The 6143-nt window shown below is 63.6% G+C and carries 2 protein-coding genes; both read right to left on the bottom strand.

The window, feature by feature from the left end; translation table 11 throughout:
- Positions 1-245 precede the first annotated feature (245 nt).
- Positions 246-590, bottom strand: coding sequence for a hypothetical protein (locus ACFYML_RS36410; protein WP_387424982.1), 345 nt, complete (start codon positions 588-590; stop codon positions 246-248).
- An 18-nt stretch (positions 591-608) separates the two neighbouring features.
- A partial coding sequence (locus tag ACFYML_RS36405) for an RHS repeat-associated core domain-containing protein (protein ID WP_387424981.1) occupies positions 609-6143 on the bottom strand: 5535 nt, incomplete at its 5' end.

Raw genomic sequence — 6143 nt, 5'->3', positions numbered from 1 at the left:
TTGGTCGACTGCTGTCTTACCTGGAGCCTCGCCCTCATCGATCTCCGGGCTCGCCACACCCGCCCTGAGCTGCAAGATCAGCTTGGAAAAGGCTCGGTGGTCCGACTTGAAACGGAGCAGGTCGTCTCGCTCTTCGATCTGCGCGGCCGGCCACCGTGGTGCCCCTGCCACACAACAGCAAATAGGGACACCCATCACGGAACGATGCCCACCGGATGTCCATCCGGTGGGCATCGTCGCCATTCTCAATTCTGATTCTTCTCCAGCGACTCCGCTCTTTCCTTCATGGCTGCGGCGATGTCATTCCAGTCGGGACCGAAATTTCGCAGGTCCGTCGCCGCCTCTCTCAGCAGAGCCGCATCGTCCGGCCTCTGTAGACAGGCCATCCGGTACGCGAGATTGCGCGCCCACACCGGTAGGCCCATCCAATCCTCGTCGAGCACGGTATGGAGCACGGCGACGATCTCATCCGCCGGTGCGAATGTGACCACTTCGACGAACTCCTGCTCGATGTCTCTGACCTCGGCCAGACCCCGCTCGCCGAACTCACCCGACGCCAGCGTCCGGGCCAGGTCAAGCAATGTTTCCATCCGGCCTCCACATCCCCGTCAGTTGAGCCAGTACGTGCTGACGCCGACCCTATCAGCACCGATCTGGACTGCGTTGTAGGTGATCGATTGCCCATCCACATCGATAGTGCGTTCCGCCGTGCCCACATTTCGCCCGACTTGGGGAAGCGCACCGCCACCCGACTTGAACTTCTCGATATCAGCGATGATCGCCTGCTCGACCTGGTCCGGGGTGAGGTTTGTGCTCCGCAGGTCCGTACCAGTGCGATGCGCACGGTTGAATCCGTGCCCCGTGTTGATCTGATAAGTCGTACCGTTGGACTCCCATTCCCTACGCAGGTTTCTATCGGCCGGGTCGAGTCCGTTGGTCTTGGTGACCTTCGGTGGCCCGCCGCCGGTCCCGCTCCCGGCCCCATCACCGGCCTTCGGCGGATTCTCGAGCTTCCCCGCGTCATTGACCGCCCTGGACATTCCGTCGGCCATCGCGTATATGCCCAGGCCAGCTACCAGAACGCCCGCCCCGGCGAGCGCGGCACCACCCGCGCAACCTGCGGCGGTGACGACGGCTCCCACTCCCGTCACGACGAGCGGCAGAGTCACCCCACAGGCCGCGGCACCCGTCGCCATCATGCCGATGCCGATATCGGTCGCCACCGCGCCGAGAACCACCTCGGCGGCATCGAGAGCAAGATCCTGCAGGGTGTCGGAATTGTGGTTCACCCAGTTCGCTGTCGCGCTCGCCGCGTCACAGATGCCTTGTGCCCAACTCCAGCAGTCGTGCCCATCGAGTTCCACCGCGCTGATGGGGTTGCCACCGCCGAAGGCGTACCGGTTGCCGGTCCACGGGTTGAGACCGAGCCTCATGTCAGCGAGAGCGCCGTTGTAGCTGTCCCGGGTCAGGAACCGGTTGAGGCCGGGGCTGTAGTCACGGAAGCCCATGTCGTAGGACTGGGAGTTTTGGTCCCAGCGCTTGGCGTTGAACCGGTAGGCGTTGTACGGCTCCTTGGTCGGGTCGGCCGCGTCCGGTTTGTCGATGCCGGTGAACTGGGCATCGTCGTTACTGCCGTAACCGGTGTAACCGTAGGTGGCCTTGGTATCGCCGGTGTCGTCGGTCAGTTGCTCGACGTCGGTGTGCTGGTCGTATCCGTAGTAGGCGCTCTCCTGGGTGCCGTCGCTGTTGTGGGTGATCTGGGAGAGGCGCTGCCCCCACGGGGAGTACTGGTAGGACTTGGTGAGCTTGCCTGCGACCTCCTCGTCCAAGACCTCGCTGGAGAGGCCGAGGTAGTTGAAGGTGGTGGTCTTCTCCTTGGCACCCCCGACGTCGGTGGTCTTCGTGGTGGTCCGGTCCAGCGGGTCGTAGGTGTACTTGGTCGTGGCGGTGGTGGCGCCGTTGTTCTTGCGGTTTTCGATGACGTGGTCGAAGCCGTCGTAGACGTTGCGCTCGACGACCGTGCCGGCCGCGGTGACGGTGTCCAGGCGACCGAACGGGTCGTAGTTGTACGACGCGGTCGCGCCTCCCGCGCTGGCGGTGAGGAGCCGGTTGCGGTCGTAGTTGAACGTCGTCGTGGCACCCTTGACGGTCTGGCTGATGACGTTGTTGTTGGCGTCGTGGATGTACGTCTCGGTGCCCGCGCCGTCCCCGGTTTTCGTCAGGGTGGCCAGGCGGTTGCGCGGGTCGTAGGTGTAGTCGCTGGTGGTGTTGAGGTACGCCGAGTGGTTGTCGGCGTTCATCTTCTTGGCGACGTCGCGGGTGCGGTTGCCGTTGGGGTCGTAGGTGTAGGTGTGTTCCGACACCAGCGTCCCGTTGGGCTTCTTCTCTGCCTGGGTGTTGAGCAGCCCGTCGAGGTAATAGGTGTAGGTGACCTTGTTGCCGTTGCCCTTCGTTTCCTCTGCTTTCTGCCCGCGGTCGGTGTAGGTGAAGCTGGTGGTCTTGCTGTTGGGGTCGGTGGCGGACGTGCCGTTGATGACCGTGGAGACCAGGTCGCGGGGGTCGTAGCCGTAGCTGGCGTACTGCTTGTCGTGGGTGACCGTCAGCGGTGAGCTGTTCTCGTTGTAGGTGAACGTGCTGGTGTTCTTGGTCGTCCCGGACTTGCTCTCGGTGACCGTCTGCACCTGGTTGAGGTCGGTGTAGTTGACCGAGTAGGCGTCGATGCGGGTGCCGGGGGTGTTGTCGATGATGGTGGTGAGGTTGCCGTTGGGGTCGTAGCGGTAGCTGTAGTCGAGCTTTTCGTTGTCCGTCTCGCCGGTGTTGTCGCGGACGATTTTGATGGCGTCGGCGACGACGGTTCCGGTGGCCTGGTCGGAAAGGGACAGCTTCTGGGTGTTGCCTTCGGTGAAGGTGTAGGAGCCGAGGCTGACCCAGGTGCCGGTGTTGGTGCTCTGGTTGACCGCCTTGACGGTGGTGCCGCCGCCGTGGTTGACCGTGTACTTGGCGTCGGTGGCGGCGCCGGTGACGGTCGGGTAGCGGGTGAACACTTCGTAGGTGCCGGCCTGTGGCACGTTGAGTTGCCAGGTGAAGGTGTTCGTGCCGGTGCCCGCCGGGCGGGTGGCGTAGTTGGTGCCGTACTTGCCGGTGGCCGTGTTCGCGGCGGTCCACGTGCCGGTGGCCGACGTGTTGTTGAAGTCGGAGTTGTCGACCAGGACGACCTGCTTGCCGACCGGGACGCCGTCGTCCGAGCGGGACTTGAGCTTGCCGTCGGGGAAGTAGGACCAGGTCATGGTGCGGTTCGACGATCCGCCGGCCGAGGTGACCGTGCGGCTGGTCTGGGCGCCGAGCTCGTTGTAGTCGTACGAGGTGGCGATGTCCCAGGGATCCGACGACGACTTCGTCCACCCGTTGTCGTAGTAGGTGTAGGTGGTGTCGTTGCGCACCGACTCACCCGACGACGGTGGCGCTGACTGGGTGGCCAGGCGGCCGACCGCGTCGTAGGTGTAGGTGGTGACGTCCGCGGTGGTGTAGCGGCTGTCGTCCTTGTCGTACGCGGTGCGGGTTTCCTTGACCCGGTTGAGCTTGTCGTAGACGGTGACGGTCGCGAAGTCGTCCGGGTCGTCGGTGGTGGCCACCCCGCGTGGGCTGATCACCTTAGTCTGGTTGCCGACCTGGTCGTACTCGTATTTCGTGGTGCGGTAGGTGATGGTGCCGGCGTCGTTCTTGTGCGGCACCTTCACCTGGGTCGGCATGCCCCGGGCGTCGAGGGTGACCTCGGTGGTGTTGCCCAGCTGGTCGGTGCTGGCCGTGACCAGGCCGTCCCGGTCGTAGATGCTGGTGGTGAACTTGCCGAGCGCGTCGATGGACTTGGTGACCCGATGCGCCAGGTCGTACTCCAGCTTCATGGTGTAGTCGGCAGGGTCGGCGGTGGCGTTCTTGCGCGGGTCGACCACGGTGACGACATTGCCGACGTTGTCGTACTCGTAGGTGATCTTCTGGTTCTTGGCGTTGATCACCGAGGTGAGCTGGTAGATCGCGTCGTAACCATTGGTGGTGACGTAGTCACCCGTATCCGGGGTCAGGTTGCCCTTCGGCTCAGTGGTGATCAGCAGGTTGCCGACCTTGTCGTACGTGTAGGACGTCTTGCGCTGCGGGTCACCCGCGACGTCCACCGGGGCCAGCAGATACTCCAGTTGGTCGGCCTTATCAAACGACGCCGTCGTGACAGCGCCGTTCGGGGCAGTCGACTCGTAGACGTTGTCGTTGGCGTCGTACTTCGGTGCCGGGGTGGTGATCCACTCGTTGGTGACCTGGTTCTTGGCCACCTTGTTCTCCAGCGGACGGCCGAACGTGTCGTAGGTCTGGGTGGTGTCGTGGTTGAGCGCGTCGGTGACCTTGAGGACCTGGCCGCGTACGTCGTAGACGAACTTCGTCTGCTTCGTGTCGGCGTCGGTGATGGTCTGTGGGTAGCCGTTGGGGTCGAAGTTGCTGTTGGTGGTGACGTTGCCGTTGGCGTCCTTGGCCGTCAGCATCTGACCCCACGCGTCATAGGTGTAGGAGGTCTTGTAGTCCTCCGGGTCGGGCGTGGTGCTGCCGAGCGGGTCGACGACCCAGGACAGGTCGCCGTCGGCCTCATAGTCGAAGGTCCACTTCCTGCCCTCCGGGCTGGTCTTCTCGGTCAGGTCAGCCACATAGCCGTTGAGCTGCCGCTGGTAGGTCAGCACGGTGCCCGGCGAGCTGTTCTTGACCGCCTCCGCGTCCTTGATCTCGGTCGGGTAGCCGGTCTTCTGGTCGTAGGTCCAGGTCGAGGCGGCGCCGTTGTTCTCGGTGAGTTTGGTGACGTTGTGGTCGTCGTCCCACTCGAGCTTGGTGACCTCGTTCTTCGCGTTGGTGGTCTGCGTGGGCCGGCCGTAGCCGTCCATCTGATATTGGGTCGAGTTGTTCTCGGCGTCGGTGACCGTGGCGTTGATGTTGTTGCCCTGCGGACCGTCCGGGTCGACGTAGCCGAACTTGCTGAGGTGGCCGAGCCGGTCGGTGTAGGACTTGGTGGTCCAGTGGAACTTCGGGTCGTCGCCGGTCTGCGGGTAGTTGTAGACCAGGCTGGTGGCGTTGCCGCGCGGGTCGGTGACCTTGACCAGCTTGACGTTCTTGTTCCCCTGCGTCATGTCGTAGGCGAACTTGAACACCTTGGGCGCGCCCATGGTGCCGCTGGAGCCGTACCCATCGATCAGCTCACCGAGCAGGCCCTTGTCGGTGTAGGTGAAGGTGAGCTTGCGTCCGGAGATGTCGGTGATCTGGGAGATGTGGTCGATGATCTTCGGGTTGGTCAGGTTGGTCCCGGTCTTGCGGGTCCAGGTGGTGTCGTCGATGTAGTCGAACGCCTGACCCTTGGCGTAGTAGTCAATCGTCAGGGTCTTGCGACCCGTCGCGTCGGTGATGTACTTCAGGAACTTCGTCGGCTTGTTGTTCGACTTCCGCTCCTCGTAGGTGAACACCATCTCGTTGCCGTTCTTGTCGACAACGCTGGAGAGGAAGCCCTCGCAGTCGTAGAAGAACTGCGTGCGGTCGGGCTTGGTGAGCAGCCAGGCCTTGCGTTCCTGGCTCTTGTTGTCGCAGGCCTTGTTCTGCTGCAGGTACAGGTGAACGCCCTTGGGGCTCTTCCACTCGTTCGCGGCCGCGTCCCAGGTGAACCAGTGGCTGGTGCCGTCCCCGTCGGTGAACGTGACCTTGGTCGGGTTCGGGTTCGGGTGGAAGTCCAACGGTGTGCCGAGGCGCATCATCGAGCTGGCCTGCAGCGACCACCCGTAACCGGCGACCGTGTCGCTGGTGTCCAGGGAGTTGTAGGCCAGGCGCACGAACGTGGACAGGCCCCGGGAGGGGTTGCTGAGCGCGTTGTACGACCAGACGGTGTTGCCGGAGTACAGGTTGTTCATCAGGGTGCCGCCGGCGCCGGTGTTCTTGCCCGCGTAGGAGTAGAACTTTTCCAGACCGAGTTGGTCGGAGGTGGGTTCCTCGACGGCGACGTTCTGCGGCAGCGGCTGGATGGCCGGGGTGGTTTCCGACAGCTTCTTGCCGGTCAGCTTGTTGCGCAGGTCCCACTTGAGCACGTAGTCGGTGCGCTTGTTGCCCTCCGTCGACGACGGCGG

It is taken from the genome of Micromonospora sp. NPDC007230 (assembly GCF_042869115.1).
Lineage (GTDB): Bacteria > Actinomycetota > Actinomycetes > Mycobacteriales > Micromonosporaceae > Micromonospora.
Note: the sequence above shows the minus strand (reverse complement) of the source record. Positions and strands in the feature narration are given on the sequence as shown.

What these genes read in the sequence shown, in the direction of transcription:
- ACFYML_RS36410 (WP_387424982.1), bottom strand. Translation starts at nt 590, where the DNA reads ATGGAAACATTGCTTGACCTGGCCCGGACGCTGGCGTCGGGTGAGTTC.